Annotated in this window: 20 protein-coding genes and 3 pseudogenes; 4 read left to right on the forward strand and 19 right to left on the reverse strand. The window is 69.1% G+C overall.

Going from position 1 to position 23,927, the window contains the following annotated elements:
* The first annotated feature begins 355 nt into the window (after positions 1–355).
* Entirely contained in the window at positions 356–883 is a 528-nt protein-coding gene (locus V3T34_RS13375) for a peroxiredoxin (RefSeq protein WP_305078831.1), read from the forward strand.
* Between the two features lie 8 nt (positions 884–891).
* Here the strand turns inward: V3T34_RS13375 and V3T34_RS13380 are convergent, their stop codons facing one another.
* Positions 892–1,779, reverse strand: coding sequence for a LysR family transcriptional regulator (locus V3T34_RS13380; protein ID WP_331369189.1), 888 nt, complete (start codon positions 1,777–1,779; stop codon positions 892–894).
* Positions 1,780–1,912: 133 nt separating this feature from the next.
* Between V3T34_RS13380 and V3T34_RS13385 the strand changes: the two genes are divergently transcribed.
* Positions 1,913–3,022 (forward strand): aldo/keto reductase, encoded by a 1,110-nt coding sequence (locus tag V3T34_RS13385; protein WP_331369190.1) that lies wholly within the window; start codon positions 1,913–1,915, stop codon positions 3,020–3,022.
* A 3-nt stretch (positions 3,023–3,025) separates the two neighbouring features.
* Here the strand turns inward: V3T34_RS13385 and lpxB are convergent, their stop codons facing one another.
* From lpxB to V3T34_RS13460, 15 genes are all read right to left on the reverse strand, one after another.
* Positions 3,026–4,216: a lipid-A-disaccharide synthase gene (lpxB, locus tag V3T34_RS13390; RefSeq protein WP_060848123.1), complete on the reverse strand. Its 1,191-nt coding sequence runs from the start codon at positions 4,214–4,216 to the stop codon at positions 3,026–3,028.
* A complete protein-coding gene (locus V3T34_RS13395) occupies positions 4,213–5,112 on the reverse strand; it encodes an LpxI family protein (protein ID WP_091884170.1) in 900 nt (299 codons plus the stop codon). The genes lpxB and V3T34_RS13395 overlap by 4 nt, the downstream gene beginning before the upstream one ends.
* Entirely contained in the window at positions 5,112–5,960 is an 849-nt protein-coding gene (gene lpxA / locus V3T34_RS13400; protein WP_091884168.1) for an acyl-ACP--UDP-N-acetylglucosamine O-acyltransferase, read from the reverse strand. Before lpxA ends, V3T34_RS13395 begins: the two co-directional genes overlap by 1 nt.
* Entirely contained in the window at positions 5,957–6,412 is a 456-nt protein-coding gene (gene fabZ, locus V3T34_RS13405) for a 3-hydroxyacyl-ACP dehydratase FabZ (RefSeq protein WP_395413591.1), read from the reverse strand. Before fabZ ends, lpxA begins: the two co-directional genes overlap by 4 nt.
* Positions 6,413–6,629: 217 nt before the next feature.
* A complete protein-coding gene (gene lpxD, locus V3T34_RS13410; protein ID WP_091884165.1) occupies positions 6,630–7,685 on the reverse strand; it encodes a UDP-3-O-(3-hydroxymyristoyl)glucosamine N-acyltransferase in 1,056 nt (351 codons plus the stop codon).
* Positions 7,686–7,861: 176 nt separating this feature from the next.
* Entirely contained in the window at positions 7,862–10,402 is a 2,541-nt protein-coding gene (gene bamA / locus V3T34_RS13415; protein WP_060848119.1) for an outer membrane protein assembly factor BamA, read from the reverse strand.
* A gap of 337 nt (positions 10,403–10,739) precedes the next feature.
* The gene (gene rseP, locus V3T34_RS13420; protein ID WP_305078835.1) at positions 10,740–11,897 is read right to left on the reverse strand and encodes an RIP metalloprotease RseP; all 1,158 of its coding nucleotides are present in this window, start codon (positions 11,895–11,897) and stop codon (positions 10,740–10,742) included.
* 139 nt (positions 11,898–12,036) lie between these two features.
* Positions 12,037–13,200 carry a 1-deoxy-D-xylulose-5-phosphate reductoisomerase gene (dxr, locus tag V3T34_RS13425; protein WP_060848117.1) on the reverse strand — a complete coding sequence of 388 codons (1,164 nt, stop codon included), beginning with the start codon at positions 13,198–13,200 and terminating at the stop codon, positions 12,037–12,039.
* Positions 13,197–14,060, reverse strand: a complete 864-nt coding sequence (locus tag V3T34_RS13430; RefSeq protein WP_305078836.1) for a phosphatidate cytidylyltransferase — start codon at positions 14,058–14,060, stop codon at positions 13,197–13,199. Before V3T34_RS13430 ends, dxr begins: the two co-directional genes overlap by 4 nt.
* Complete coding sequence (locus V3T34_RS13435) at positions 14,060–14,767, reverse strand: isoprenyl transferase (protein WP_305078842.1); 708 nt, start codon at positions 14,765–14,767, stop codon at positions 14,060–14,062. Before V3T34_RS13435 ends, V3T34_RS13430 begins: the two co-directional genes overlap by 1 nt.
* 209 nt (positions 14,768–14,976) lie before the next feature.
* Entirely contained in the window at positions 14,977–15,540 is a 564-nt protein-coding gene (gene frr, locus V3T34_RS13440; protein ID WP_060848115.1) for a ribosome recycling factor, read from the reverse strand.
* A gap of 181 nt (positions 15,541–15,721) precedes the next feature.
* Entirely contained in the window at positions 15,722–16,480 is a 759-nt protein-coding gene (gene pyrH / locus V3T34_RS13445) for a UMP kinase (protein WP_060848114.1), read from the reverse strand.
* 250 nt (positions 16,481–16,730) lie between these two features.
* Positions 16,731–17,654: a translation elongation factor Ts gene (gene tsf / locus V3T34_RS13450; RefSeq protein WP_305078837.1), complete on the reverse strand. Its 924-nt coding sequence runs from the start codon at positions 17,652–17,654 to the stop codon at positions 16,731–16,733.
* A 147-nt stretch (positions 17,655–17,801) separates the two neighbouring features.
* On the reverse strand, positions 17,802–18,851 hold the full coding sequence (locus tag V3T34_RS13455; RefSeq protein ID WP_305078838.1) for a 30S ribosomal protein S2: 1,050 nt from the start codon (positions 18,849–18,851) through the stop codon (positions 17,802–17,804).
* Positions 18,852–19,033: 182 nt separating this feature from the next.
* Complete coding sequence (locus V3T34_RS13460) at positions 19,034–19,333, reverse strand: glycosyltransferase family protein (RefSeq protein WP_331369191.1); 300 nt, start codon at positions 19,331–19,333, stop codon at positions 19,034–19,036.
* A gap of 566 nt (positions 19,334–19,899) precedes the next feature.
* Here V3T34_RS13460 and V3T34_RS13465 point away from each other — a divergent pair.
* Positions 19,900–20,674: pseudogene (locus V3T34_RS13465) on the forward strand (IS5 family transposase).
* An 8-nt stretch (positions 20,675–20,682) separates the two neighbouring features.
* Positions 20,683–21,017: pseudogene (locus V3T34_RS13470) on the forward strand (transposase family protein); the annotation flags it as partial.
* On the opposite strand, the gene V3T34_RS13475 reads toward V3T34_RS13470, so the two are convergent.
* From V3T34_RS13475 to V3T34_RS13485, 3 genes and pseudogenes are all read right to left on the reverse strand, one after another.
* Positions 21,014–22,501, reverse strand: coding sequence for a galactose-binding domain-containing protein (locus V3T34_RS13475; protein WP_305078840.1), 1,488 nt, complete (start codon positions 22,499–22,501; stop codon positions 21,014–21,016). The pseudogene V3T34_RS13470 and the gene V3T34_RS13475 overlap by 4 nt on opposite strands.
* A 177-nt stretch (positions 22,502–22,678) precedes the next feature.
* Positions 22,679–23,170, reverse strand: coding sequence for a hypothetical protein (locus V3T34_RS13480; RefSeq protein WP_305078841.1), 492 nt, complete (start codon positions 23,168–23,170; stop codon positions 22,679–22,681).
* Positions 23,171–23,432: 262 nt separating this feature from the next.
* Positions 23,433–23,801 (reverse strand): annotated as a pseudogene (locus tag V3T34_RS13485) (transposase); the annotation flags it as partial.
* Positions 23,802–23,927: the final 126 nt, after the last annotated feature.

Raw genomic sequence — 23,927 nt, forward strand, 5'->3', positions numbered from 1 at the left:
GCGACACGCGGTCAGGCCTCCATCCTCCTGACCAGATAGGCACGGGCGAGGGATATCAACCAACCCCAAAGGATAGTGCACGACTTCCCGGAGCGCGACTTTGTCGCGGGATCCTTACGGAACGATCGCGTGCACGGTGGGAGTGGCATGGCCCTGTCCGATCTTCGGGCAAGCGAACTGCCGATGCCTGGGCCCGACTTGTCTGCATCCCGGAGGGTGTTCCCAAAAGACCGGTCCGATCTGGCGCGGCGTGCCGGTTTTGCCGTGACGGCGAAGGGTTTCCGGGGCTAATCTCGCGGCGCGCGTTTCAGTCGTGCGCGATCCGTGTCCCGCTCCCCCAGCCCGCGAGGTTCCGATGCCGCCCGCCACCGTCCCGGACGTGACCTTCCACACCCGCGTCAGGAACGACGCCCTCGGCGGTCCTAACCCGTTCGAGTGGAAGGACCTCGCCACCGCCGAGGTGTTCGGCGGGCGCAGCGTGGTGCTGTTCGCGCTCCCCGGCGCCTTCACGCCGGCCTGCTCGGACGACCACCTGCCGGGCTACGAGCAGCATGCCGACGCCTTTTCCGCCCTCGGCATCGACCAGGTGATCTGCCTGTCGGTCAACGACGCCTTCGTGATGTTCCAATGGGCGAAGTCCAAGGGCATCGAGAAGGTGTTCATGCTGCCCGACGGCAATGCCGACTTCACGCGCCAGATGGGCATGCTGGTCAAGCGCGGCCGCCAGGGCATGGGGATGCGCAGCTGGCGCTACGCGATGCATGTCGAGGACGGCCGGATCGTCAAGATGTTCGTCGAGCCGGGCTTTCGCGACGACCCGCCGGGCGTCGGCCTGACGGTCTCGGATGCCGGGACGATGCTCGACTACCTCCGGAGCCGGTAGGCGTCGGGTCAGGTACGCATCGCCTCGACGAAGGCCCGGAACGCGGCGCTCGGCTGGCGGCGGCTCGGGTAGTACAGGTGGTTGGGCGGCAGGACCGGCGCCCACCCGGCCAGCACCTCGACGAGGGCGCCGGCCGCGATCCCGTCCTCGACGCAGGCGAGCGGCAGGCAGGCGACGCCGAGGCCGGCGAGCGCGGCATCCCGCATGATCCCGACGTCGTTGGTGACGAAGGCGCCGGGCACCGCGCGCTCGAGCCGGTGCCCGTCCCGTACGAACTCCCAGACGTGGACCGTGCCGGACGAGGTGTAGCGGTAGCACAGGCAGCGGTGCCGGCCGAGGTCCCCCGGCTCCCGCACGTCGCCGTGAGCCGCCAGGTAGGCCGGGGCGGCGACGAAGACGAGCGGTACGGCCTCGCTGATGCGGACCGCGATCATGTCGCGCTGCAGCTCGACCTCGTGCCGGACCCCGCAATCGAACCGCTCGGCCACGATGTCGGTCAGGCCGTCGTCGACGGCGAGCTCGACCGAGACGTCCGGGCAGGCGGCCGCGAAGGCGGGCAGGCGCGGCAGCACGACGTGCACGGCCGCGGTGCGGTGCGCATTGACCCGGATGCGGCCGGCGGGCCGGGCGCGGGCGGCGTCCAGGCCGCCCAGCGCCTCCTCGACCGCCGCCATGGCGGGGCGCAGGTTCAGCAGCAGGTCCGCGCCGGCCTGCGTCGGCGCCAGCGAGCGTGTGGTCCGGTCGAGGAGCCGCACGCCGAGCTTCGTCTCGAGGGACCGCATGGAATGGCTGAGCGCGGAGGCCGACAGGCCGAGCCGGACGGCCGCCCGGGCGAAGCTGCCCGCCTCGACGATGGCCGCGAAGACGGCGAGCCCGGACCAGAGATCACGATCCACTGCTGAGAATCCTTCAGCAACCCGTGCGGTCCGTCCCGTCTAATCCGCAGGCCGGACCCGGTCCATCTCGGGGGCAGCCCTCCGAGCGGCGATCCCTCGGATGCCCCGCCCCGACGAGACAGGATTCTTTCCGATGGACCTCCACTCGCTCCGCGCCCTCGGCCGTTCCGGGCTGCTCGTCAGCCCGCTCGCGCTCGGCACCATGACCTTCGGCACGCCGCGCTGGGGTCTCGACGAGGCCGGCAGCCGCGCGGTGTTCGACCGCTACGTCGGCCTCGGCGGCAACGTCATCGACACCGCCGACGTCTATGCCGGCGGTCGGTCGGAGGAGATGGTCGGCCGGTTCGTCGCCGAGGCCGGCCTGCGCGACCGCCTGGTGATCGCGACGAAATCCGGGTTCGCGACCGGGCGGGGCCCGCATGCCGGCGGCAACGGCGCGCGCCACGTCCGCGCCGCCCTCGACCGGTCGCTCGCGCGGCTGCGCACCGACTTCATCGACCTCTACTGGGTGCATGTCTGGGACGGGATCACCCCGGCCGAGGAGCTCCTGGAGACGATGACCGCGCTGATCCGGGCCGGGAAGATCCGCTACTGGGGCCTGTCCAACACCCCGGCCTGGTACGCGGCCGAGATCGCCACCATGGCGCGGCTGCGCGGCCGGCCGATGCCGGTCGGGCTGCAGGAATTCTACAGCCTGGTCGAGCGCGGGGCGGAGCGGGAGCACCTGCCCTTCGCCCGGTCGGCCGGCCTCGGCCTCGTGCCGTGGAGCCCGCTCGCCTATGGGCTCCTGACCGGCAAGTACGACCGCGCCGCGGTCGAGGCCGGACCGCGCCGCCGGGACGGCGTGCCGAACGAGGCCGCGGCGGCCGAGGCCGCACGCCCGGCCGACGACAAGCGCCTCGACGGCGACAACCCCTTCGGCGACAGCCTGTTCACCGCGCGCAACTGGAACATCGTCGAGGTCTTGAAGCGCGTCGCCGCCGAGGCGGGCGAGACGCCGGCCCGGGTGGCGCTCGCCTGGGTGATCGGCCGGCCGGGCGTCGCCTCGACCCTGATGGGGGTGAGCCGGGCCGATCAGGTGAGCGACAACGCTACGGCGCTGACCCTCGCGCTCTCGCCCGAGCACCTGGCGGCGCTCGATGCGGCGAGCGACGGCGGGCCGATGCTCTCCGGCTTGTCGCGGCCGCCCTTGCGCGACCGGGTCGTGTTCGGCGGCGCGGCTGTCCGCGGCTGGGGCGAGTAGGGGTCAGGCCGGAGAGCGTCGGCCCGCCGCCGCCAGCACGATCCGGGCGGCGCTGCGGCTCGGATCGTCGCCGTCGGGCAGCCGCATCGTGGCGTCGAGGCGGGCGAGCGCGCCCTCCTGCGCCGCCCGGGCCGGACCGTCGGGGAGGAGGGGCCCGAGCGCCGCCGCCAGCCGCTCGGGCGTGCACTCGGCCTGGATCAGCTCGGGGATCGCGTTCTCGCCCAGGATCAGGTTCGGCAGCACGATCGTCGGCACCTGGATCAGGCGGCGCACGATCACCTCCTCGATCTTGGGCACCTGGTAGGCCACCACCATCGGCACGCCGGCGAGCGCGAGCTCGAGCGTCACCGTGCCCGACGCCGCGAGCGCCGCGCGCGCGCGCCGGAAGGTCGCGAGCTTGTCGGCCTCGCCGTCGATCAGCCGCGGGCGCAGAGGCCAGGCGGCGGAGAGGCGTTCGATCAGGGCGCGGTGGCGGGCGACCGCCGGCAGCTCGACCGTGAAGGCGTGGCCCTGCGCCCGGACCTTGGCCAGGGTGGCGCCGAAGACCGGCATCAGCCGCTCGATCTCGCTGCGGCGCGAGCCCGGCAGCACCGCCAGAACCGGCTCGGGCCCCCGGCGGGCCTCCTGCTCCGCCGGGCCCGGGCGCAGCTCGCCCAGGCGCTCGATCAGCGGATGGCCGACATAGGTGCAGGCTGGACCATTGAGGCGCCGGTGGGCGTCGGGCTCGAACGGCAGCAGGGCGAGCACGTGGTCGATGTAGCCGCGCATGGTCTTGGCGCGCCACGGCCGCCAGGCCCAGACGCTCGGGCTGACGTAGTCGACCACCGGCAGGTCCGGCAGCCGGCGGCGCACCCGGCTCGCCACCGCGTGGGTGAAGCCCGGGCTGTCGATGATGACGAGCACGTCGGGACGGGCCGCCACGCAGGCCCGCACGGTCTGGCGGATGCGCCGCATCAGCAGGCGGATGCGGGCGGCGACCGCCAGGTAGCCGATCACCGCCACGTCCTCGAGCGGAAACAGCGAGGCCATGCCCTCCGCCGCCATGGCGTCGCCACCGACGCCAGCGAGCGTCAGCGGCCGGTCCGAGACGGCGTTGAGCGAGCGGATCAGCTTGGCGCCGAGCTGGTCGCCGGATTCCTCGCCCGCCACCAGCCAGATCGTGAGGGGACGCCCGGTCGGGGCCGCGTCGCTCAAGGGGCAGGCTCCGGATCGGGCGGCAGGCCGAGGAGGAAGAGGCCGAGCCGGTCGGCGAGCGCCACCGTCTCGGCGCGGTCGAGCACCAGGGTGTCGCCGGCCCCGACCGCGATGCCGATGCAGCCGGCCTGCGCCGCGCGCTTCACCGTGCGCGGGCCGATCGCCGGCAGGTCGACCCGGAGGTCCTGGCCGTCCTTGGCCCGCTTCACCAGCACCATCGCGGCGGGTGCGCGCCCGAGGCCGAGGGGGCGGCGGGCGAGCGTCCGCGCGCGGTCGAGCATCCGGTCGGTGCCCTCCGGTCCCTCGACCGCCAGCACCCGCCGGCTCGCCACGACGGCGGCCTGGCCGACATCGTGCGGCGACAGGCTGGCGAGCAGCGCCCGGCCGGCCGCCACCGAGGCGTCCGCCGCCTCGTCCGGCCCCAGCGCCCCGAAACGGCCGACCGGCGCCATCAGGCCGGGGGCGAGGTCGCGCACGCCGAGCACCTGCAGGCCGTGCTCCTCGAGCAGCGCCAGCACGCCGCGCAGGAGGTGGTCGTCGCCGCCCGACGCCAGCGAGCGCAGGGTCTCGCGGTTGCGGTAGGCGGCCAGCGTGTTGAGGAGGGCGGCGGGGCTCGGCCGCGCCACGGCGCCGGCCAGCGTCACCCCGGCGGGAGTCCAGCCGCACAGGGTGTCGAGGGCGCCGCGCACGTCGAGGAGATCGACCGTGGCGTCGGCCCGCCGCCGGGTCGCCGGGTCGGCAAAGCCCCGGATCGCCAGCAAGCGGCAGGGCCGGCCGGCCCGTTCCAGGGCCTCGACGATGAGGAGCGGCAGCCGGCCGGAGCCGGCCACGATGGCGACCGGCCCGGATGCTTGCGAGGCGGGCGGGCGATCGGCGCGGGCCGCCGCGGCGGCCATCACGCCGGACCCGGCGCCTCGCGCGGGGTGCAGACCGAGCGCTTGCCGCCCTCGCGGATGAAGGCCAGGATCTCCTGCACGATGGGGTGCTGGTCGAACTCCGTCGCCACGTCCTCGACCCGCTCCATCAGGGTGCCTTCGAGAGCGAACAGCAGGCGGTAGGCCTTGCGCAGCGCGTGGATCTCCTCCCGGGAGAAGCCGCGGCGCTGCAGCCCGATGATGTTCAGCCCCGACAGGTGGGCGCGGTTGCCCACCGCCATGCCGTAGGGGATCAGGTCGTTCTCGAGCCCCGACAGGCCGCCCACGAAGGCATGCGCCCCGACCCGGGCGAACTGGATCACCGCGGCGCCGCCGCCGAGGATCGCGTAGTCCCCCACCTGGCAATGGCCGGCCAGCATCACGTTGTTGGAGAACACGACGTGGCTGCCGACCCGGCAATCGTGGCCGACGTGGCTGTTGGCGAGGAACGCGCAGGAATCGCCCACCACCGTGGCGAGCCCGCCGCCGGCGGTGCCGGGATTCATCGTCACGCCTTCGCGGATCTGGCAATCGGCGCCGATCGTCAGGGTCGAGTCCTCGCCGCGGAACTTCAGGTCCTGCGGCGGGTGGCCGATCGACGCGAACGGGTAGATCCGGGTGCGGGCGCCGACGGTGGTGCGGCCGGCCACGACGACGTGGCTCACGAGCCTGACGCCGTCGCCGAGCGTGGCCTGCGGCCCGACATGGCAGAACGGCCCGATCTCGACGCCGGCGCCGATCACCGCGCCGTCCTCGACCACCGCGCTCGGATGGATGCGGGTCTCGGGCAGGTCGTCCGTCCGGCCCTCGCCGGTCTGGATCTCGCTCATTCGGTCACCAGCATCGCGCCGATCTCGGCCTCGGCCACCAGCACGCCGTTGACCTTGGCCTCGCCCTTGAACCACCACATGAAGCGGCGGTTGCTGGTCTTGCGCATGTGGTACTCGACCACGTCGCCCGGCACGACCGGCTTGCGGAACTTCGCCTTGTCGATGGTCATGAAGAAGACCTTGCTCGGCTTGGCGTCGCCCTTGAGCTTGTGGGCGCAGCAGATCGCGCCGGCGGTCTGGGCCATGCCCTCGATCAGCAGCACGCCGGGGAAGACCGGGGCGGCCGGGAAGTGGCCGGTGAAGTGCGGCTCGTTGATCGTGACGTTCTTGATGCCGATGCAGCTCTCGTCCCGGTCGATCTGCACGATCTTGTCGATCATCAGGAACGGGTAGCGGTGGGGCAGGAGCTCCATCACCCGCAGGATGTCGGCCGTACCCAGCTCGGCAGGCATCTCGGTCATGGTGTCTGGCTCCCTCATCGCGGCCCCGGAGACGCTCCGGTCATCGGTGCGTCGTCTTTGGCGAGAAGCGGCGCGGATGCAAGCAATTTGCGGCGGGAGCGCGGCGGAGGCCCCGCTCCCGGTCCAAGCCCCTGTCCGCGCCCCGGAATCTCGAGCATGGAATTTCGAGCCTGGAATCTCGATCCCGGAATTCCGGCCCCGACGGGCCTCAGCCCTCGCCGCCCTCGTCGCGGGCGCGCGCCGCGAGGTTCTTGAGCGTCGTCATCTCGCGGAACCACTCGCGCACGGGCTTGGCCGGCGTGCCGCCCCAGCGCGAGCCCGCCGGCACGTCCTTGTTGACGTTGCTCGACCCGGCGATCTGCGCGCCCATGCCGATGCGCAGGTGGCCGACCACCCCGACCTGGCCGCCCAGCACGACGTAGTCCTCGAGCGTGGTCGAGCCCGAGATGCCGACCTGGGCGACGATCACGCAGTGGCGGCCGATGACGACGTTGTGGGCGATCTGCACCAGGTTGTCGATCTTGGTGCCCTCGCCCACCACCGTGTCGCGGCTCGCGCCCCGGTCGATCGTGGTGTTGGCGCCGATCTCGACGTCGTCCTGGATGATGACCCGGCCGACCTGCGGCACCTTGAGGTGGCCGCCCGGCCCCATGGCGAAGCCGAACCCGTCCTGGCCGATGCGGGCGCCGCCATGCACGATCACCCGGTTGCCGAGGAACGCGTGCAGCACCGAGGCGCCGGGGCCGATGGCGCAGCCCCGCCCGATCCGCACGCCGGGGCCGACGACGCAGCCCGCCGCCAGCACCGTCCCGGCGCCGATCTCGGCCTCGGGCCCGACCACCACGCCGGGATCGACGACGACGCCGGGCTCGAGCCGGGCGGTCGGGTGGACGAAGGAGCCCGGCGACACGCCGGTGGCGCCGAACAGCGAGGTCGGGCGCGCCGCGCTCGGAAAAAGCCGGGCCAGCACCTGCGCGAAGGCGCGATAGGGCTGGGGCGTCACCAGGGCGACCGTACCGGCCGGCACCCGGGCGGAGAAACGCGGCGAGACCAGGCAGGCGCGGGCGCGGGTCGCCGCCAGCGCGTCGCCGTACTTGGCGTTGTCCATGTAGGCGAGGTCGTCGGGACCCGCGCTCTCGAGCGGGCTCGCGGCCCGGACCACCGCCTCGCCGTCGGTCCCCGGCGGCAGGGTCGCACCGGCCAGCGCCGCGATCTCGCTCAGGGAGACGGGGCCCGAGAGGGGGAAGAAGACCGGTTCCGACATCGCCTGCATCCACTGGGGCCGGGTGCGCCGGAGGGTCGGCCCGCCCGTCCTCATCGAGGGGAGGGCGCCCGGACTAGCGGCATAATCGAATGGGTACAAACGAAAACGGCCGCCGGGCGGGCTGCCCGGCGGCCGTCGATCCCGGCAGGGGTGCCATGGGCACCCCCGCGATGTCCTCAGAAGCGCGAGCCGCCCGAGAAGCGGAACGCCTGCGTCTGGTCCTTGCCGACCTTGCCGAAGTAGGTGCCGTCGGCGCCGAAGACCTTCTGGCCCTCGTCCTTCGAGAGGGCGTAGGCGTAGTCGAAGCGGATCGGGCCGAGCGGCGAGTTCCACAGGATCGAGGCGCCGACCGACGAGCGGATCGTGGCCTTGTCGCGGACGTTCACGCATTCCGGCTCGACGCCGATGGACCCGGCGCTGAAGTTGCACGCACCGAGCGGGCTGGTGCCGTTGATGAAGCCGTCGCCGTTGACGTCGAAGGCGCGGCGGCCCTTGTAGCCGAACAGCGTACCGGCATCGGCGAAGACCGCGCCCTTCAGGCCCAGATCGCGGGGCAGGCCCCAGATCGGGAACTGCACCTCGACCGAGGCGCCGACATAGGTCGTGCCGCCGATCGCGTTCGAGCGGGCGTCGCCCGAGCCGACGTCGCGCGGGCCGATGCCGTTCGGCGCGAAGCCGCGCACCAGCGACGGGCCGAGGAAGAACTGGTCAGTGACGCGGAGCGAGTTGCCCTCGGTCGGCTGGACGTGGCCGCCCTGGAACTTCACGAAGCCGACGACGTCCTCGTACAGCTCCTTGTAGTACCGGGCCTCGCCGGTGACGCGGAAGAACTTCGAGTCGCCGCCGATGCCGGCGTATTCCGGCTTGATCTCGCCGTAGAAGCCGTTGCGCGGCAGCTGCAGGTTGTCGAGGGTCGAGTAGGCGAGCGTCACGCCGGCGAGCGAGGTGAGGGTGGAGCCCACCGCCTCCTTGAGCGCGATCGAGGCCTCGCCGTCGTAGGCGCAGTTCGGGTACTGAGCCAGACCGCCGACGTTGCGGCCGTTGAGGATCGTGCCCGGATCGTAGGTCTTGGTGTAGCCCGGGATCGGGAACGAGCAGTCGTTATACGGCCGCTTGAGGGTGTTCGGGATCTTCAGGTCGGTGTTGTAGATCGAGTAGCGCAGCGTGATGCCGAAATCCTCGGTGATCGGCAGGCCGAGGCGGATCTGGCCACCGACCACGTCGGTCACGTAGCGCGAGTAGCGGGTCTGATCGCTGTACTTGTTGAAGACGTCGAAGCCGGCCGCCATGCGGTAGCCGAGGAAGTACGGCTCGGTGAACGAGAAATCGACGCCGCGGGTGTACTGGCCGGCGGTGCCGGCGAGGCGGACGTACTGGCCGCGACCGAGGAAGTTCGACTCCGAGACCGAGACCTCGCCGATGATCCCGTCCGCCGTCGAGTAGCCGCCGGCGACCGAGAACGAGCCGGTCGGTTGATCCTCGACGTCGATGTTCACGACGACGCGGTCGGGGGCGGAGCCGGGCTCGTTGGAGAACCGCACCTTCTTGAAGAAGCCGAGGCCGTTCAGGCGCCGCTCGGCCCGGTCGACCAGGACGCGGTTGTAGGCGTCGCCCTCGGTGAGGTCGAGCTCGCGCCGCACCACGTAGTCGCGGGTGCGGGTGTTGCCGCGCACGTTGATGCGCTCGATGTAGACCTTCGGGCCGTCCTCGACGATGTAGCCGAGGGCGACGGTGCCGGTGGCGCGGTCGCGCTCGCCGGTCGGGCGGACCTGGGCGAAGGGATGGCCCGAGCGCGCCACCGAGGTGGTGACGCCGGTCAGCGTCTTCTCGACGTCCTCGGCGTTGTAGACGTCGCCCACGCCGGTGCGCAGCTCGTCGCGCAGGACGGTGCCGTCGACGCCCGGGATGCGCGAGTCGACCGAGACCGCGCCGACGCGGTACTGCTGGCCTTCCTCGACCGTGATGGTGACGATCCAGCCGCCGGCGGCGTCGTCGTAGCGCGAGTCGGCCGAGGCGATCCGGAAGTCAGCATAGCCGTTCTTCAGGTAGTAGCGCCGGATCAGGTCGAGGTCGTTGGCGAGCCGGTCGGGGTCGTAGACGTCCGAGGTCTTGACGAAGCTGAGGAGGTTCATCTCCGACAGCGTCATCAGGTCCTTCAGGCGACCGTCCGAATAGGCCTGGTTGCCGACGAACTTGATCTCCTTGATGCCGGTCTTGTCGCCCTCGTCGACGGTGTACACCACGTCGACGCGGCCGTTCGGCAGGTCGACGGTGCGTACCGACACCTTGGCCGAGCCGCGGCCGGCGCGGCGGTACACCTCGCGGATGCGCTCGAGATCCGAGTTGACTTGCGCCTGGCTGTAGGGCCCGCGCGACTTCGACTCGATGATGCCCTCGAGCGTCGCCTTCTCGACCTTCTTGTTGCCCTCGAAGAAGACGCGGTTGATCGTGTTGTTCTCGCGCACCGAGACGACGATGCGTCCGCCGCTGTGCGACACCCGCACGTCCGAGAACATCCCGCTGGCGATCAGGTTGCGGCGGCCCTCCTCGGGCGACACGCCGACCACGTAGGAACGGACGGTATCCGGGTCGATCCGGGAGTTGCCCTGGACGACAATCTGCTGCGCGAAGGCGCTGCCGCTGGCGGCGATGGTGGCGGCCATGACAATGGCGCCCTTCGCCGACGCACGCCGGCGCTTACCCGTCATCGACATCATAAATGGCCCGTCTCATTTTTTGTCGGCACGGGTTTGCACCCGCAGACGATCGAACTCTCGCGAGGTCGAAGTCCCCTGGTCCTAGCCCTGCTTCTATCGGGAATCCCCGGCGACGCAAACGCCACGCTCCCGACCTGCCGGGATTTTGCCCAGACGTTGCCTTCCTGTCACGGCCCACGGCCACGCTTTTCACAGGGCACGGTCAGCGCGCGATGAATGCCGCCTCGGAGCGAAAGCCCCGGAATGGAACGCTTTTTATGAAAATTGCGCGGAATCGCGGAAACGCCGCCCGGGCTTTCGCGCGAACGGCGTTTTTCCGGGGGAGGGGAGGCGCCGGTCAGGTGCCGCGGTTGAAGCCGCCGATATGCAGGATGTCGTTCCAAGTCGCGAACAGCATCAGCATCAGCACCAGCGCGAGGCCGATGCGGAAGCCGATCTCCTGCGCCCGCTCGCTCAAGGGGCGGCCGCGGACGATCTCGACGGCGTAGAACATCAGGTGGCCGCCATCGAGCATCGGCACAGGGAAGAGGTTGATGAGGCCGATCGAGACCGACAGGACCGCGATCAGTCCGACGAGGGCGCCGATGCCGCCGACCTTGGCGGCCTGGCCCGAGACCCGGGCGATGCCCATCGGTCCCGAGAGCTGGTCGGCGGATTCGCGCCCCGTGATCAGCTTGCCGATGTAGCTGAAGGTGCGGTCGACGACGAAGTAGGTCTCGGTGACGCCGATCTTGAGCGAATCGAGGGCGCCGTACTGCACCAACTTCACGTCGGCGGCGTCCCGCGGGCCCTGGATGCCGAGCCGGCCGATGCGCTGGGTGCCGAACGGGGTCTTGTCCTCGTAGACGTCGGGCGTCGCGGTGAGCGGGGTGGTGACGCCGCCGCGCTCGACCGTGAAGTCGAGCCGGTCGCCGGCCGCGCCCGAGACGGTGCGCTGCATGTCGGCGAAGTTGTGGATGGCGCTGCCGTTGATCGTCAGCACCACGTCGCCGGCCTGGAAGCCGGCCCGCTCCGCCGCGCTGCCCGCCTGCACCGCCGAGACCCGGGGCGCCACCTCGTAGCGGCCGGTGGCGTAGACCGCGCCGGCGAAGACCGCGATGGCGAGGAGGAAGTTGGCGACCGGGCCCGCCGCCACGATGGCGACTCGCTTCCAGACGTTCTTGCCGTGGAAGCTGACCGCGTGGTCGGCCGGGTTCATCCGCGCCATGGCGTTCTGGTCCGGCACGCTGGCGCCGTTCATGTCGCCGACGAACTTGACGTAGCCGCCGAGCGGGATCGCCGAGAGCTTCCAGCGGGTGCCGCGGCGGTCGTTGAAGCCGACGATCTCGGGCCCGAAGCCGATCGAGAAGCTGGTCACCCCGACGCCGCACCAGCGCCCGACCAGGAAGTGGCCGAGCTCGTGGATGAAGACCACGACGGTCAGGACGAACAGGAACGGCACGATGTAGCCGAGCAGGTTCGTCGTCGCGCCGCCGACGGCGTTGAGCAGATCCATGGTCACCTCGATGCGGCGCGGCGGGCTCTCCCCGGCCCGGTCCGGCCACCTTGCCGATCGTCACTCATACAGAGTCCGCGGGCCCGCGAACAGGCCACGCGTCGACCGAGGGTTAACTTAACGGAAGCTTGACGGGCGCTCAGGCGGCCAGTGCCGCCGTGCTCCAGCCGCGCACCTCGGCGTCGATGGACAGCGCTTCCTCGACGTCCGCCGGCGCCGTGGGGAAGCGGGCCGCGAAGTGCTCGCAGGCCCGCTCCACCAGGGCGGCGATGTCGTAGAAGCCGATGCGGCCGGCGATGAAGGCCGCGACCGCGATCTCGTTGGCCGCGTTCATCACCGTCGGCTGGGCCCCGCCCGCCGCGAGCGCCGCCTTGGCGATGCGCAGGCAAGGGAAGCGCTCCTCGTCCGGACGCTCGAAGGTGAGGCTGCCGGTGGCGACGAGGTCGAGCGGCCGGCCGCGGGCGATCGACAGGCGCTCGCCGAGGCCGAGGCAATGGGCGATCGGCACCCGCATGTCCGGCATGGCGAGCCCGGCCGTCACCGCGCCGTCGCGCCAGACGACGAGGCCGTGGACGATCGATTGCGGGTGCACCACCACGTCGAGGCGCTCGGCCTCGATGGCGAAGAGGTGGTGGGCCTCGATCAGCTCCAGCCCCTTGTTCATCAGGCTGGCGGAATCGATGTTGATCTTCATGCCCATCGACCAGGTCGGGTGGGCGGCGGCCTCGGCCGCGGTGGCGGCGGCGATGCGCTCGCGCGGGGCGGTCCGGAACGGGCCGCCGGAGGCCGTGATGGTCATCCGGGCGATGTCGTCGACCTTGCCCTCGCCGATCGCCTGGGCGAGGGCGTTGTGCTCGGAATCCATCGGCAGGATGCGGGCGCCGAACGTCTTGGCGTCGCGCATGAAGGCGTCGCCGGCGCAGACCAGGCTCTCCTTGTTGGCGAGCGCCACGGTGCGGCCGAGCCGGATCGCCGCGCAGGTGGGCGCCAGGCCCGCCGCGCCGCTCACCGCCGCCACGACGAGGTCCGCGTCCCGGGTCGCCGCCTCGATCACCGCCGAGGGGCCGGCGCCGTTCGCGATGCCGGAGCCGGACAGCGCCTCGCGCAGTGCCGGGCCGGCATCGGGATCGGCGATCGCCGCGAACTCGGCGTTCAGCTCGCGGGCGACGCGGGCGAGCGCCTGCGCGTCGCGGCCGCCCGCCACGGCGCCGACCCGGAAACGGTCCCGGTGCTGGTCGAGCAGGTCGGCGGTGGAGCGCCCGATCGAGCCGGTGGCCCCCAGGACGGAAACGGTGAGGGTCATGGATGTCCCGTGAGAGAGAGGCCGGCGAGGAGCAGCCCGGCGAGGAGCGCGACGGCGAAGAAGCCGTCGAGGCGGTCCATCACGCCGCCGTGGCCGGGGATCAGGCGGCCGGAATCCTTGGCGCCGTAGGCGCGCTTGAGGGCCGATTCGGCGAGGTCGCCGCCCTGGCTCATCACCGAGGCGAGGGCCGAGAGCGCGCAGGCCAGCGGCAGCGACAGGGCGTCGGTGGCGCCGAGATGCCGGGCGCCGGCCGCCACCGCGCCGCCGACGATCGTCGCGCCGAGGAGCCCGCCGCAGAAGCCCGACCAGGTCTTCTTCGGGCTCACCGCGGGCCACAGCTTCGGCCCGCCGAGCGAGCGGCCGGTGAAGTAGGCGGCGATGTCGGTGGTCCAGACCACCCCGAACAGCCAGAGCGGGCCGGCGAGCCCGATGCGGGGATCGTCGCGCAGCAGCACCGGCACCAGGGCGACCACCAGGGCGCAGGCGAGGCTCGCCGGCGCCCAGATCCGCCCGGCGGCGGGCCGGGCGAGGAGCGCCAGGAGCGCGAGGCCGAGCGCGGTGGCGCCCAGGAGCCAGGGCGTCGGGATCGGCAGCCGCGCGCCGGCGACGACGCCGAGGAGCACGAGGCCGGCGATCGCCAGGAGCGGCCGGTGCGGCGCCGTCCGGGTGATGGCCATCCACTCGCCGACCACGGCGAGGCCGGCCAGGAACCAGACCACCGCGAAGATCCAGCCGCCGTTCAGGGTGGCGCCGAGCACCAGGAGGCCGAGCACGATGCCCGACACCGTGCGGGCGCCGAGTTCCGTCGCCGGCCAGGCCGGGCGACCGCCCGGGAGTTTCGTCCCGTCAAAGCCCGCCATCAGCCCGCCCGGGCGCTCAGGCCGCCGAAGCGGCGGTCCCGGCTCTGGAACTCCCCGATCGCGGCGAGGAAGGCGGCGTGGTCGAAGTCCGGCCAGAAATCGGGCACGAACACGAACTCGGAATAGGCGGTCTGCCACGTGAGGAAGTTCGACACCCGCTGCTCGCCGGAGGTGCGGATCACCAGGTCGGGGTCTGGGATGCCGTCGGTGTCGAGCGCGCCCGTCATCGCCGCGGCGTCGATCGCCTCGGGCGGGAGCCGCCCCTCGGAGACCGCCTGGGCCAGCTTGCGCACGGCGCGCAGGATCTCCTGGCGGCCGCCGTAGTTGAACGCCACCACGAGGGTCAGCTTGGTGTTGCGGGCGGTGCGCTCCTCGGCCTCGCGCAGGAGGCCGGCGATGTCGGCCGGCAGGCCGTCGCGCTCGCCGATGATCCGCACCCGCACGCCGTTGGCGTGCAGGTCGGCGAGGTCGCGGCGCACGAACAGCTTGAGCAGGCCCATCAGGTCCGCCACCTCGGCGGCGGGCCGGCGCCAGTTCTCGGACGAGAAGCTGTAGATCGTCAGGTAGGGGATGCGCAGGTCGATCGCCGAGCGCACGGCCCGGCGCACCGCCTCGACGCCGCGGCGGTGGCCCTCGACCCGCGGCAGCCCGCGGCGCGCGGCCCAGCGGCCGTTGCCGTCCATGATGATGGCGACGTGGACGGGCATCGCCGGATTCGGCCCGCCGGCCGCCCCGGGGCCCGGCACGGCCGTATCCCCGGTCTCGGGACACGTCCCGTCCCGGTCCTCGGCGCGGCCTGCGTCCAGCAGGGTCACCGTCTCGCTGTCGCCTGCCATGCTGGCCCCGACCCCGGCGGAGCCGTGATCCGGCTCCGCGCTTTCCACGCCGTCGCTTCCGTCATGCCGGTCCGAGACACTCAGACCTGCATGATCTCCTTCTCCTTGGACGCCAGGGTCTGGTCGACCTCGGCGATGTGCTGGTCGGTCGCCTTCTGCACCTGGTCGGCCTGACGCTTCTCGTCGTCCTGGCTGATGGCGCCGTCCTTCTCGAGCTTCTTCAGGAGGTCGAGGCCGTCGCGGCGGACGTGGCGGACCGCGACGCGGGCCTCCTCGGCGTACTTGTGCGCGACCTTGACCATCTCCTTGCGGCGCTGCTCGTTCATCTCGGGGATGCGCAGGCGGATGGTCTGGCCCTCGGTCATCGGGTTGAGCCCGAGGTCGGATTCGCGGATCGCCTTCTCGACCGCCGCCACCATGCCGCGGTCCCAGACCGAGACGCTGAGCAGGCGCGGCTCCGGCACGCTGATCGTCGCGACCTGGGCCATCGACATCGCGGCGCCGTAGGCGTCGACCTGGATCGGGTCGAGGAGCGAGGGCGTGGCCCGTCCGGTGCGCAGCGAGCCGAGGTCGTGCTTCAGGGAGTTGATCGCGCCCTGCATGCGCCGCTTGATGTCGTTGAGGTCGAAGGAGGGTGTAGCCATTCCTGCGCGTCCCGAGGCGTCGTGAGGAGAGGGGGAGGGGCGGGCCCGAGGCCGCACCCTTGCGGGCGGGCCGGGGCCGCGCCCCGATCGGGCTTCAATGAACCAAAACCCGACCCGCCGCAAATCGTCGGGCGGCGGATTTCGCTCGGGGATACGGCGGATTTCGCGCGCCGCGGGTCCCTCAGGGCGCCACCAGGGTCGAGGGCGCGGCACCCGTGAGGATCGCCGTCACCGAGCTCGGCGCGTGGACCGAGCCGACGATCAGCGGCAGCCCGCCGTCGCGGGCGAGCGCGAAGGCGGCGGTGTCCATCACCTTGAGGTCGCGGGCGATCGCCTCGTCGTGGCTCAGGCGCTCGTAGCGCACGGCGTCGGGGTTGGTCTTCGGGTCGGCCGAGTAGACGCCGTCGACCTGCGTGGCCTTGAGCACCGCGTCGCACTTCAGCTCGGCGGCGCGCAGCACCGCGGCGGTGTCGGTGGTGAAGTACGGGTTGCCGGTGCCGCCGGCGAGCACCACGACCTGGCCCTTGTCGAGGTGGTGCAGGGCCGGCTGGCGGGCATAGGTCTCGCAGATCGTCGGCATCGAGACCGCCGACATCGTGCGGGCGGTGACGCCGGCGGCGTTGAGCGCGGTCTCGAGCGCCAGCGAGTTCATCACCGTCGCCATCATGCCGAGGGAATCCCCCGTCGCGCGGTCGATCCAGCCCGCGGCCGAGACGCGGGCGCCGCGGATCACGTTGCCGCCGCCGACCACGAGGGCGATCTCGAAGCCCTTCTCCACCGCCCGGGCGATGTCGTCGGCGAGCGCCGCGAGGGTCGGGGGATGCAGCCAATAGCCGTCGGGGGCGGCCAGCGCCTCGCCGGAGAGCTTCACCAGCACGCGGCGGAAGCGCGGCGCGCCCTGCGCCGTCAGGGAAGGGTCCGACAAGCGATGGTCTGGCATGGGGGCTCCTCTGGCCCGCCCCGGTGGAGCGGCCGCCGCCGGCGTCAAGGGTCGATGCGAGTCGGGCCGGGTTCTAGCCTGTCGCTCCCGGCCCGTCGAGGCATCGGCCTGCGGGAATCGGCACGCCCGGACGACGCGCGCCGGACGCGGTCCCGGCACGAAAAAAGGGGACCCGCCTGAGCGAGCCCCCCATTGCATGCCGCGCGTCGCCGCGGGCGACGCTGACGGTCGATCCCAGCCCCTGGCGATCTCAGCCCTTGGCGGCCGCGGCGACCTCGGCGGCGAAGTCCGGGGCCTCTTCCTTCTCGATGCCCTCGCCGAGCGCGTAGCGGACGAAGCCGGTGAGCTTGACGGGACCGCCGGCCTTGCCCTCGGCCTCCTTGAGCACCTGCGCGACGGTCTTCGAGCCGTCGTGCACGAAGGGCTGATCGAGGAGGGTGACCTCCTTGTAGTAGCTCTTCAGGCCGCTCTCGACGATCTTGGCCAGGACGTGGTCCGGCTTGCCGGCGTTCTTCTCGCGCAGGATGTTGCTCTCGCGCTCGACCGTCGCGGCGTCGACGCCCGAGGCGTCCAGCGCCACCGGGTTGGTCGCCGCGACGTGCATGGCGATCTGGCGGCCGAGCTGGCTCAGCATCGTCACGTCGCCGGCCGACTCGAGGGCGACGAGCACGCCGATCTTGCCGAGGCCCTCGGAGACCTGGCCGTGGACGTAGGAGGCGATGACGCCCTTCTCGACCGACAGCTTGGCGACGCGGCGCAGGGTCATGTTCTCGCCGATGGTGGCGATCAGCTCCTGCAGCTTGTCCTTCACGGTGCCCTCGGCCCCCGGGAAGCGGGCGGCCTCGAGGGTCTCGATGCTGTCGCCGGCGGTGAGCGCCAGCTTGGCGGTCTCGCGCACGAAAGCCTGGAAGCCGTCGTTGCGGGCGACGAAGTCGGTCTCGGAGTTCACCTCGAGCACCGCGGCGTGGTGGCCGGCGGACTCGACCGCGACCAGGCCCTCGGCGGCGACGCGGCCGGCTTTCTTGGCGGCCTTGGCGAGGCCCTTCTTGCGCAGCCAGTCCACGGCCGCCTCGAGGTCGCCGGCGGTCTCGTTGAGGGCCGACTTGCAGTCCATCATGCCCGCGCCGGTCTTCTCGCGCAGCTCCTTGACCATCGCTGCCGTGATGTTGGCCATCGTGGGATCCTCTCGATTGGCGCCCCCGCGCGCCCCGAAGGCCGCGCCGGTCGGCGGATAAAAGGGAACCCGGCGCCGTGGCGGCGCCGGGCTTTGGAAGAGCATCGGGTCGCGGGGCTCTCGCCCCGCCGGGTCACCGAACCGACGTTACGCGGCGGCGGCAGCCTCGACGAAGCCGCGGGCCTGGTTGACCCAGCCGTCGCGGTCGAAGCGGCCGTTGAGCTTCAGGTCGCCGTCGACCTTGGCGACGTCCTCGGGGCTCATCGCGGCGATCTGCCAGTAGTGGTAGATGCCGGCGTCGTTGAGCTTCTGGACCAGCTGCGGGCCGACGCCCGTGAGCTTGGTCAGGTCGTCCGGGGCGCCGCGCGGGGCGGCGAGCAGCTCGAAGGGCTCGCCGACATACGGCTCGGTGACGTCGACGGGGGCGACCTCGGGCTCGTTGGCAAGCACCGGCAGCTCCTCGGCCATCGGCTCCTCGGACTCGCCGAGGTCGACGCCGAGCGCGCCCTGGCCGCGGGAGATGCCGTCGATCGCCGCGCGGGCGACGAGGTCGCAGTAGAGCGCGATGGCGCGGCCGGCGTCGTCGTTGGCCGGGACCACGTAGGTGATGCCGTCCGGGTTGCAGTTGGTGTCGACGATGGCGGCCACCGGGATCTTGAGGCGGTTCGCCTCCTTGATCGCCAGCTGCTCCTTGTTGGTGTCGATCACGAACAGCAGGTCGGGCACGCCGCCCATGTCCTTGATGCCGCCGAGCGCCTTTTCGAGCTTGTCCTTCTCGCGGGACAGCATCAGGCGCTCCTTCTTGGTGAGGCCCTGGCCGCCGCCGGCGAGGGTCTCGTCGACCTTGCGCAGGCGCTGGATCGAGCCCGAGATGGTCTTCCAGTTGGTCAGCGTGCCGCCGAGCCAGCGCGAGTTCACGTAGTACTGGGCCGAGCGCTTGGCCGCGTCCGCGATGGTGTCGGCCGCCTGGCGCTTGGTGCCGACGAACAGCACGCGGCCACCCTTGGCGACGGTGTCGCTCACCGCCTGCAGCGCCTGGGCGAGCGCCGGCACGGTCTGGGCGAGGTCGATGATGTGGATGTTGTTGCGGGTGCCGAAGATGTACGACTGCATCTTCGGGTTCCAGCGGTGCGACTGGTGGCCGAAGTGCGAGCCGGCCTCGAGCAGCTGGCGCATGGTGAAGTCGGGAAGGGCCATGGTCTTCGTTCTCTCCGGTTGTCTCCGCCGCGGAGGAAGCGACCGGCGCCAGAGGCTATGGACCAAAGGGCGACCGGCCACCGGAAACGCCTCATTCAGGCATGAGGCCGGCTCCGCGTGTGGGATGGCCGGGCCTCTATCGGAACAGGCGCTGAAAAGCAAGGCGCGCGAGTCGGTCCGCCTCAGGACAATGCCGGCCGGTCGAACGCGGTTAGAACCCGCGCCTCGGCGTGGCGGAGCGTCTCGTACTCGTCGGGTGTTCCGCAGAACAGTACCTCCAAGCGGTCGATCACCGTGTAGCGCACCTCCAGCTCTCCGTCGATCATGTGCTGGTAGAGCGAGGCGACGAATAGCTCGTGAGAGGAGCGGTTGGCGAGTTCCTGCTCGTAGGCCCGCGAGAAGGTTCGCGCCTCGGTGGGCCGGTCGTAGCCGGCGTCGAGGAAGCGGCGGCTCAATCCAGCCATCAGCAGGACGATCATCACGCTGATCCTGTGCTGTGTGAAGGGCCGGGGGCGTCCGCTCGGCTCAGACCTCGAGGCCGATGAACAGCCTGAGGGCATTGGCTAGGAAGGCGCGCTGGCGGTCCGGCTTATAAGCGAGGAGGGGCAGCATCAAGAGGAAGGGGTAGATCGTCAAGGCGCGGATCTTCGGATCCGCGCGCCCGGCGACTTGGAACTCGGAGGCCGCGCGGACGACCTAACGCGCCGATCCCTCGTCCGGGAAGGAAATCGTGATCTTCCTCTCGTCCGGCGCGTCCAGAACGTAGCGCTACACCGGGATGAAGTCGTAGCCCTCGAGCGAGTGGTAGAGCTTGGCCAGGTCAGAGCGTACGTCGCTGAAGATGCTCGGCTCGTTCTGCACGAATGAACCGCGCGGGTCGATGACCTTGATCGACTCTTCCGAATAAAAGGCTATCTCGGTAGGGTGTCTGTGGGGTGGCGCGGGTCTGTCGGCCACCCATCTATCAGGGATGTCGACGCTCAAGAGCCGAGCTGGCTGGCGTCCTGCGGTAGCGGACGACGGCTGGCGCATCCCGGACGATCTCTGGATGCGGATGGAGCCGCTGTTGCCGCCCCGGCCACGCCATCCGCTCGGCTGCCACAACCCGCGGGTGCCCGATCGGGCGGCGATGGACGCGATCTTCTTCGTGCTGCGCACCGGCTGCCAGTGGAACGCCCTCAACGCGACCGGGATCTGCACGTCGTCCTCGGCCCATCGTCGGTTTCAGGACTGGGCGAGAGCCGGCGTGTTCGCAGCGTTCTGGCGCGAGGGGCTTCTGGCCTATGACGGGTTGGTGGGGATCGATTGGACGTGGCTGTCACTCGACGGGGCGCAGGGCAAGGCGCCGCTGGGTGGGGGGAAAAACCGGGCCCAACCCGACCGACCGGGGCAAGCGCGGCTGCAAGCGCTCGGTCCTGACGGACGGGCGCGGGGTGCCGCTGGGACTGGCGATCGCCAGGGCCAACGTCAACGATCACCTGTTGCTGCGCGAGACGCTGGCGGCGATCCCGGTGCCCCGGCCTGATCCGAGCGCCTGGGATCCCCAACATCTGTGCCTGGACAAGGGCTACGACTACGCCGGGCCACGCGAGACGGCTGCGGAGTACGGCGTGGAGCTGCATGTGCGGCGGCGTGGCGAAGAGATCGTCGAGAAGCGGGAAATCGGCAAACGAGCGCGACGCTGGGTGGTGGAGCGCTGCCACTCCTGGTTCAACCGCTTCCGCGCCCTGCTCATCCGCTAGTCTAAAAAGCCTCAGAACGCTCTTGCCTTGCTCCACTTCGCCGCTGCCATCATCGCATGGCGCAATCTCCTAGTGGGATAAGCTCTTAGCGCCACCTCGTCACCGACGCGCGTGGTACGCCGCTCGGCGTCTGGCAGAGTGGGGCCAGCTGGTACGACGGCGTGATGATGGCACCGACCCTCGATACCATCCCGCAAGCGCGCAACGGTCGGCGGGGCCGGCCGCGACATCGCGCGGACAAACTGCACGCCGACAAAGCCTACGACGCGCGACCGCGCCGACACGAGTGCCGGGCACGCATGCTCGATTCAATCGCTTCCGGCGCTTACCGGTCCGCTACGAGCGATGCGCTGACATCTCGGAGGTCTTCACCAGCCCCGCTGCCAGCGTCATCACACTCAACCAGATCAAACGGTTCCGTTAGGCGCTCTGACTCTCTGGCTTGCCGTAGATTTCCACTTGATCGAGATTCAAGGCCTCATTGTAATCGAGCGAAACTCTCACCCATTTCGCCACGACCTGCCCGTCAGGCCGCCAAGTGAAGTAGTTTCCATCTATGCCCCCAAATGGGATTTCGCTCTCTCGTCTGTAAGCGGCGCTCCAAGTCTTACCATCACTCGAAACTGAGAGAGTAAAAAATCTATTTCGTGCCATCAGAGACGAAACATCAACGCGATTATAAATCCGAATTTCGCTGATCGTGTACGAGGCACCTAGATCGACCTGCCACCACGGATTTGGCTCAAAATCCGTATGAACGTTGCAGCTTCCTGTGTGATCGCCATTGACGGCCTTGGCGGCAGCATCTTCAAGATTCGCGTTTGCATCCACCGGCCAAATCGAACTTTGGAGGGCATTCTTACCTAGTGAAATCAATTCTTCCTTTGGGGAAGAAATCATTAATCGCTGATCATTAACCTTATGCAAATACTCAGACCAGATATTTTTTAATGAATTATCTTCATATGCATTGATGTTATCCAAAAATCCTTTGTAGTCACCGCTCTCGAACTGTTGCTGCCAGATCGTCTGTGCGGAGTGACTCCCTCTGGTGCCCCGCTGGACCCTACGCATAAAATGTGACTTTGCCTTGAATGCATAGTGATGAAGGACGCCCGTTCTAAAAATACGATCAATATTTTCCTTGCTTGAAGTAATTTTTTGAAATTGCGTGGGAAAATCCTCATAATAGCCCGACATATCGTTGCCTAGCACATCGATCATTCGCATAGGCGATGAAGTCAGAGGTCGCCAGCCGTGGTTCGGATATACGAATCCAGCCTCATGGCGCATTTCATGCCTGAGACGGCCGTGGTCAATACAAGCGGTTCGCGTGAGAGTCTTTGTATTCGCGTCGAGTCCGTCCTGTCGGCGAGTGTAGTTACGCAACACGCTCCCAATCGGCTGCTCTTCATATCCATTGGTGCCAAAAAAAGTCCAATAAAAGTATATACAGTCCGCGATTTCGGAGCGATTTTGCATAAATTTAACAATAGATCGATCTTCAGGAAGGTTTAAAAACTCATCAACGTCAAATATACCGACCCATTCTGTTTCGTCTTTATAATTTTTAAAGAAATGCATCCACATCCACCATTGGTGGCCCTGATATGGATAGTGAACAAATGTCACGTAAGGATCTAAACCATCCACATAAGGCGATATCTGCGTGTAGAGATCGCCCGGATCGTCATCATTGCAATACAGATAAATATGGTCAAAGCCAAGATATTTGTAGTAAGCAACCCATTCGGCTATATTTTGAGTCTCCCAGCGCGCTAGTCCAAGGACACTATACTTGTATTTGTATACTGATGCGTTCATTATACAATCTTGACTCTGTTGAGGCTCAAATACATTAGAGTTTTGTTGCGAGGAAGCAAATCTTAATCGTTTGGCGATGTCCACCAGACACTTTCTTCCCCATTCCCCGATTCTCATTCAGTGCCTCGGATTTGAAATCGACCCCGTGGTCTAGCTCGGCGCAGCTATACCTCCACATCGTCCCGCGCGCGAGGCCCTTCTCGCGCCATCCTTGCTCACCACCGCAGCGGCCCCTACCGCCTTGCTCACCCGCCGGCTCGCCTAGAAGAAAGCGTACTGATTGCCGTGCGCTCCGAGCACAGCGTCGTGGGCCGCCTTGTGTACGCGGCGGCCATCGGCTTGCCGGTGGACGCGCGTGATCGGCATCGCGCGCATCATCCTCCTGCATCTTATTGAGATTTGCTCGGGGGGCTCGATGTCGACCGGGGGTCTCAGTCGCGCCTGTTCGGAAGAGGCCTGGTCCTCCGGCGCCTTGAAGAGCTTAGGAAGCGCCTCGGTTCTGGCCCGGGCCGTGTCGTTCGACCCGGCATGCCTCTGCCGTTTGTGGAGAGCAGTATACGCGGCACGAATCCTGGCCAGGGTGTCAGTGTTGTATTCGAGGAGGCGCGCGACCGTCCGGTCCGTTTCCTCGGCGCCGCCCGTCTTCGCGAGCCGCTCGACGAGGCGAAAGATTGGCTCGGGCGCGGCCAGTGCCTCGATCAACTGCTCGATCAGGCCGTGCAGGCGTGCCGCATCGGCGCTCTCCCGCGTCAAGGGCAATTGGCTCAGCTCGATTGCTTCTAACGTGAAGGCGACATTGTTACAAAACAGGCGAAATTCGAGATAGTCAGTGTTGTGCAGGTAGATGGTAATTTCATCTTGGTATTAATTCCATAAATCCATAGAATAGCTCTCGGATATGGATTTCTATTACCATCCTGCAGCCTGCAAATTTCATGCGATCTGCTTTGGTTTTTAATTGTCAGATCCCAGCCTGGATCCCTGCATAATGGCCATGGCCACGGCCCAGAGTTTGTTATGCACTTGTCATGAGCTTTTCGGCCTGTTTGAGCATGAGGCAGACGAAGGCCACCATGTGAAGACCAGCCAACGTGCTGGCGTAGCGCTTGTAGTCCTTGACCAGCCGCCGACAGCGGGTGGCCCAGGCAAAGGAACGCTCGACCACCCACCGGCGCGGCAACAGCACAAAGCCGCGCTTGGCCTCGGGTGCCTTCACCACCTCCAAGTCGATGCCGTGGGCATGGGCGGCTGCGAGCTTGGGGCCGGAATCGCCCTGATCGATGAAGGCCAACTCGACGCTGTCGCTCGTCTCCGCTTGAACTTCGGCCGCCAGCCGGCCGACTTCGGCCCGGTCGTCGGCACTGGCGGGCGTCACGTGCAGCGCTGGTCAGCCCCCATCGGAGTGGTCCGCCCTGAAGTATGGCTTTGAGCCGACGGAGGACGGACGCGATGGGAACGAAGAAGCACAAACCGGAAGAGGTTGTGGCCAAGCTGCGGCAGGTGGACGTGC

Source organism: Methylobacterium ajmalii, from assembly GCF_036448855.1.
Taxonomy (GTDB): domain Bacteria; phylum Pseudomonadota; class Alphaproteobacteria; order Rhizobiales; family Beijerinckiaceae; genus Methylobacterium; species Methylobacterium ajmalii.

What these genes read in the sequence shown, in the direction of transcription:
- dxr (WP_060848117.1), bottom strand. Translation starts at nt 13,200, where the DNA reads ATGACCCTCACCGTTTCCGTCCTGGGGGCCACCGGCTCGATCGGGCGC.
- frr (WP_060848115.1), bottom strand. Translation starts at nt 15,540, where the DNA reads ATGGCTACACCCTCCTTCGACCTCAACGACATCAAGCGGCGCATGCAG.
- V3T34_RS13385 (WP_331369190.1), top strand. Translation starts at nt 1,913, where the DNA reads ATGGACCTCCACTCGCTCCGCGCCCTCGGCCGTTCCGGGCTGCTCGTC.
- lpxD (WP_091884165.1), bottom strand. Translation starts at nt 7,685, where the DNA reads ATGTCGGAACCGGTCTTCTTCCCCCTCTCGGGCCCCGTCTCCCTGAGC.
- lpxA (WP_091884168.1), bottom strand. Translation starts at nt 5,960, where the DNA reads ATGAGCGAGATCCAGACCGGCGAGGGCCGGACGGACGACCTGCCCGAG.
- bamA (WP_060848119.1), bottom strand. Translation starts at nt 10,402, where the DNA reads ATGATGTCGATGACGGGTAAGCGCCGGCGTGCGTCGGCGAAGGGCGCC.
- V3T34_RS13375 (WP_305078831.1), top strand. Translation starts at nt 356, where the DNA reads ATGCCGCCCGCCACCGTCCCGGACGTGACCTTCCACACCCGCGTCAGG.
- pyrH (WP_060848114.1), bottom strand. Translation starts at nt 16,480, where the DNA reads ATGCCAGACCATCGCTTGTCGGACCCTTCCCTGACGGCGCAGGGCGCG.
- V3T34_RS13455 (WP_305078838.1), bottom strand. Translation starts at nt 18,851, where the DNA reads ATGGCCCTTCCCGACTTCACCATGCGCCAGCTGCTCGAGGCCGGCTCG.
- tsf (WP_305078837.1), bottom strand. Translation starts at nt 17,654, where the DNA reads ATGGCCAACATCACGGCAGCGATGGTCAAGGAGCTGCGCGAGAAGACC.
- V3T34_RS13435 (WP_305078842.1), bottom strand. Translation starts at nt 14,767, where the DNA reads ATGCCCGTCCACGTCGCCATCATCATGGACGGCAACGGCCGCTGGGCC.
- rseP (WP_305078835.1), bottom strand. Translation starts at nt 11,897, where the DNA reads ATGGATCTGCTCAACGCCGTCGGCGGCGCGACGACGAACCTGCTCGGC.
- V3T34_RS13430 (WP_305078836.1), bottom strand. Translation starts at nt 14,060, where the DNA reads ATGGCGGGCTTTGACGGGACGAAACTCCCGGGCGGTCGCCCGGCCTGG.
- fabZ (WP_395413591.1), bottom strand. Translation starts at nt 6,412, where the DNA reads ATGCCTGCCGAGCTGGGTACGGCCGACATCCTGCGGGTGATGGAGCTC.
- V3T34_RS13395 (WP_091884170.1), bottom strand. Translation starts at nt 5,112, where the DNA reads ATGGCCGCCGCGGCGGCCCGCGCCGATCGCCCGCCCGCCTCGCAAGCA.